Below are 4,019 nucleotides of genomic sequence, written 5' to 3' on the forward strand. Positions count from 1 at the left end.
CCGATCTTCATCACCATGCGCTTGTCCTGCCCCTCGCCCGCGCCCGGTTCGACCACGGTCATCGTCATCTGCGAGGTGGTTCCGGTCGACACGCCGTCGAGCGCGACTTCAGCTTCCTTGCCGGCGTTCTTGCAGGTCATCTGAGCCTTGAGGCCACCAGCGTCGGAAGTCAGGTTGCGGATGGTGCAATCGCCGTTCTGGAGGCTCTGCGCGATGCCGACCATGCCGTTGCGGGCATCGTCCTCGGCAAGGCAGCGGGCGGGCGCCATCTTGCCCATCTCGCCGAGGAAGGCCTTGGCCTGCGCGATTTCCTCGGTGCTCAACGAAGGATCGACGATCTCCACCAGTTCGGTCGTCATTGCATACTGGCCCGGTTGCAGCGGTGTGACCTTGGCCGCTGCCGCGGTCACCTCTTCTGCCGAGACGGTGCCATCGCCGTCGGCGTCCGCATCATCGGCTCCGCCACCGCAGGCGGCCAGCGTCAGCAGCAGGGGGGCAGCAAGGAAAGCATGGGCGCGCATCGAAATCTCCGTTGATCGGCCGACGCTAGCACCCGCCGCCACCGGCGCAAGCTGCGCGTTGCACGCGGCGGGGGCGGCGCCCATATGGCGCGCATGGCAGAACTTGTAATCCGGCGCGGCCTCGACGAACCAGACACCACCGGCGATTTCGTCCCGCACAAGCCGCTGCGCCCGGAAAAGTCCATGGGTGGACGGCCCTTCAAGCTGGTCAGCGAATATACCCCCTCGGGCGACCAGCCGACCGCGATCGCCGAACTGGTCGAAGCCGCCCGCGCCGACGAGCAGACGCAGGTGCTGCTGGGCGTGACAGGTTCGGGCAAGACCTTCACGATGGCCAAGGTGATCGAGGCGATGCAGCGCCCGGCACTGATCCTGGCACCCAACAAGATCCTCGCCGCGCAGCTCTATGGCGAATTCAAGAGCTTCTTTCCCGAAAACGCGGTCGAGTATTTCGTCAGCTATTACGATTACTACCAGCCCGAAGCCTACGTCCCTCGGTCCGATACCTACATCGAGAAGGAAAGCTCGGTGAACGAGGCGATCGACCGGATGCGCCATTCGGCCACCCGCGCGCTGCTCGAACGCGACGACGTGATCATCGTCGCCTCGGTTTCCTGCCTCTACGGCATCGGTTCGGTCGAAACCTATTCGGCGATGATCTTCGACCTCAAGACCGGCGACACGCAGGACCAGCGCGAGATCATCCGCAAGCTCGTCGCCCTCCAGTACAAGCGCAACGATGCCGGCTTCTCGCGCGGCAACTTCCGCGTGCGGGGCGACAATCTGGAGATCTTCCCCAGCCACCTCGAGGATACCGCCTGGCGGGTGAGCTTCTTCGGTGACGAGATCGAGAGCATCAGCGAGTTCGACCCGCTGACCGGCAAGACCGGCGAGACTCTTCCCCGGGTCCGCGTGTTCGCCAACAGCCACTACGTCACCCCCGGCCCGACGATGAAACAGGCCAGCCAGGCGATCAGGTTCGAGCTGGAGGAGCGGCTGAAGGAACTGCACGAGGAAGGCCGTCTGCTCGAAGCCCAGCGGCTGGAACAGCGGACCAATTTCGATCTCGAGATGATCGCTGCCACCGGCAGCTGCGCCGGGATCGAGAATTACAGCCGCTTCCTCACCGGTCGCCTCCCCGGCGAACCGCCGCCGACGCTGTTCGAGTATCTGCCCGAGAACGCCCTGTTGTTCGTCGATGAAAGCCATCAGACGATCCCGCAGATCGGCGCGATGGCCAAGGGCGACCACCGGCGCAAGATCACCCTTGCCGAATACGGCTTCCGCCTGCCTTCGTGCATCGACAACCGCCCGCTGCGCTTCAACGAGTGGGATGCAATGCGCCCGCAGACCATCGCGGTTTCGGCCACCCCCGGCGGGTGGGAGCTGGAACAATCGGGCGGGGTCTTTGCCGAACAGGTCATCCGCCCCACCGGGCTGATCGACCCGCCGGTGGAGATCAAGCCGGTCGAGGATCAGGTGCAGGATTGCATCGAGGAATGCCGCAAGACCGCCAGGCTCGGCTACCGCACCCTCGTCACCACCCTGACCAAGCGGATGGCGGAGGATCTCACCGAGTTCATGCACGAGGCCGGGGTCAAAGTGCGCTACATGCACTCCGACGTCGAGACGCTGGAACGCATCGAACTGATCCGCGACCTGAGGCTCGGGGTCTATGACGTGCTCGTCGGCATCAACCTCCTGCGCGAAGGGCTGGACATTCCCGAATGCGGGCTGGTCTGCATCCTCGATGCCGACAAGGAAGGCTTCCTGCGCAGCGAAACCTCGCTGATCCAGACCATTGGCCGGGCGGCGCGCAATGTCGACGGGCGCGTGATCCTCTATGCCGACCGCATCACCGGCAGCATGGAACGCGCCATGGCCGAGACCGAGCGGCGGCGCGAGAAGCAGCGCGAATACAACGAGGAACACGGCATCACGCCGCAGACCATCCGCCGCCAGATCGCCGACATCGTCGCCCACACCGCTGCCGCCGACGGGGTGACGGTCGGCACCGGCGACGACGAGCGCAACAACCTCGTCGGCCACAATCTGCGCGGCTATATCGAGGATCTCGAAAAGCGCATGCGCAAGGCCGCTGCCGATCTCGAGTTCGAGGAAGCGGGCCGCCTGCGCGACGAAATCCGCCGGCTGGAAAACGACGAACTGGGACTGCCCGACCCCGACAAGAAAGCCCCGCTGGTCGGCCGCTCGAACGAAGGCAAACCGGGCACGCGCAAGACCCGCTATGGCAAGACGCAGCGGAAATGGGGAAGGTAGCGGTTTATCTCTTTTCTTTGCAAAATTGCGCAGGCCAGACTTGACACCAAGGCGATACCCTTCAAGCTGACGGGGCGAAGGGGGAGGCACTCCTTTTTTTTGGGCCAAGTTGTGCCCGACGGAGTGCCAGATGACCCGTATCGACAAGCTCTACGCCAGAATTCTCGCTAGTCCCGGATCGTCTCTGACTTTTCGGGAGTTTGAGAAGCTGTTGCGGGCCTTCGGCTTCGAACATGGCCGGACCACGGGCAGCCATATGATCTGGGTACATCCGCAACTCACGCGGCCGCTTCCGGTGCAACGAAGCGGCAAGGAGGCGAAGCCCTATCAGGTTCGCGAATTCCTTGAACTGATCGAGGAACACGGCCTATACATCGGAGCGTGAGCGAGCCCCATTACCATATCAATCTGTTCTGGTCGGCAGAAGACGATTGCTGGATCGCGGACGTTCCCGATCTCAAGCCGTGCTCCGCGCATGGCGCAACGCGGAGCGAAGCGCTCGCCAACATCGGCGATGCGATCCAGGGTTGGCTTGACGTCGCTAAGGAGCGCCAGTGGCCTATCCCCGCTCCACGCTATCGGCCCGCCATCTACGCCATCGCTTGAAATTCTAGCAAGCGGCCAGAAGCTTCTTATGAGATGACGTTGCGCGCGCTGCTTCCCGCTGCCTTCACTATCCTTTCCGCCTGCAATCCCCCGGCGTCGGACGATTATGCCGCGCGGGTGCAGGTGCAGGACGAGCGTCGCTTCGCTTCCGCTCCTCTGGCCTCGCCCGAGGTGGAGGGGGCGCTGTGGGCGGTCAGCCCGAGAACGGCGGATCGGCTGCTTTACGGCCAGCCGGGAAAACCCCCGCTGATGGGGTTGACCTGCGACGCAGGGCGGCTGGTCATCACCCGTTATGCACCGGCCGATGCGGAGGCCAAGGCGGTGATGGCCCTGATCGGAAACGGCCATGTCGAACGGCTGTTCGTCGATGCCATGCCGAGCGGGGGGGGCTGGGTGTGGCAGGGTACCTTCCCCGCCGGCGATACCCGGCTCGAAGTCCTGACGGGGCGCAACCGGGTCGAAGTGACAATCCCCGGTGCAGGTACGCTGGTGCTCAATCCCGGCAGCCTTGCCGGGCCGTTCATTGCCCGGTGCGCGGGCCTGTCGTCCCCTGCGCCTGTTCTGCCAGCAGGTCCGGCGTAAGCACCTGCGGCAATTGCCGCGGCCCCGCAT

At 64.3% G+C, this 4,019-nt stretch carries 5 protein-coding genes; 4 read left to right on the forward strand and 1 reads right to left on the reverse strand.

The window, feature by feature from the left end:
• The coding region (locus tag ACHFFA_RS04465) for a DUF3617 domain-containing protein (protein WP_394269644.1) at positions 1-521 on the reverse strand (521 nt) is incomplete at its 3' end.
• A 93-nt stretch (positions 522-614) separates the two neighbouring features.
• Between ACHFFA_RS04465 and uvrB the strand changes: the two genes are divergently transcribed.
• The 4 genes from uvrB (at position 615) to ACHFFA_RS04485 (ending at position 3,989) form a co-directional block, all read left to right on the forward strand.
• Complete coding sequence (uvrB, locus tag ACHFFA_RS04470; RefSeq protein ID WP_394269645.1) at positions 615-2,801, forward strand: excinuclease ABC subunit UvrB; 2,187 nt, start codon at positions 615-617, stop codon at positions 2,799-2,801.
• 130 nt (positions 2,802-2,931) lie between these two features.
• Positions 2,932-3,186 carry a type II toxin-antitoxin system HicA family toxin gene (locus ACHFFA_RS04475; RefSeq protein ID WP_394269646.1) on the forward strand — a complete coding sequence of 85 codons (255 nt, stop codon included), beginning with the start codon at positions 2,932-2,934 and terminating at the stop codon, positions 3,184-3,186.
• On the forward strand, positions 3,183-3,407 hold the full coding sequence (locus tag ACHFFA_RS04480; RefSeq protein WP_394269647.1) for a type II toxin-antitoxin system HicB family antitoxin: 225 nt from the start codon (positions 3,183-3,185) through the stop codon (positions 3,405-3,407). The genes ACHFFA_RS04475 and ACHFFA_RS04480 overlap by 4 nt, the downstream gene beginning before the upstream one ends.
• Before the next feature lie 33 nt (positions 3,408-3,440).
• Positions 3,441-3,989: a hypothetical protein gene (locus ACHFFA_RS04485; RefSeq protein WP_394269648.1), complete on the forward strand. Its 549-nt coding sequence runs from the start codon at positions 3,441-3,443 to the stop codon at positions 3,987-3,989.
• Positions 3,990-4,019 lie beyond the last annotated feature (30 nt).

Source organism: Qipengyuania sp., assembly GCF_043423005.1.
GTDB lineage: Bacteria > Pseudomonadota > Alphaproteobacteria > Sphingomonadales > Sphingomonadaceae > Qipengyuania.

Bases quoted from the DNA above. Each gene is read 5' to 3' on its own strand.
- ACHFFA_RS04475 (WP_394269646.1), top strand. From the start codon at position 2,932: ATGACCCGTATCGACAAGCTCTACGCCAGAATTCTCGCTAGTCCCGGA.
- uvrB (WP_394269645.1), top strand. From the start codon at position 615: ATGGCAGAACTTGTAATCCGGCGCGGCCTCGACGAACCAGACACCACC.
- ACHFFA_RS04485 (WP_394269648.1), top strand. From the start codon at position 3,441: ATGACGTTGCGCGCGCTGCTTCCCGCTGCCTTCACTATCCTTTCCGCC.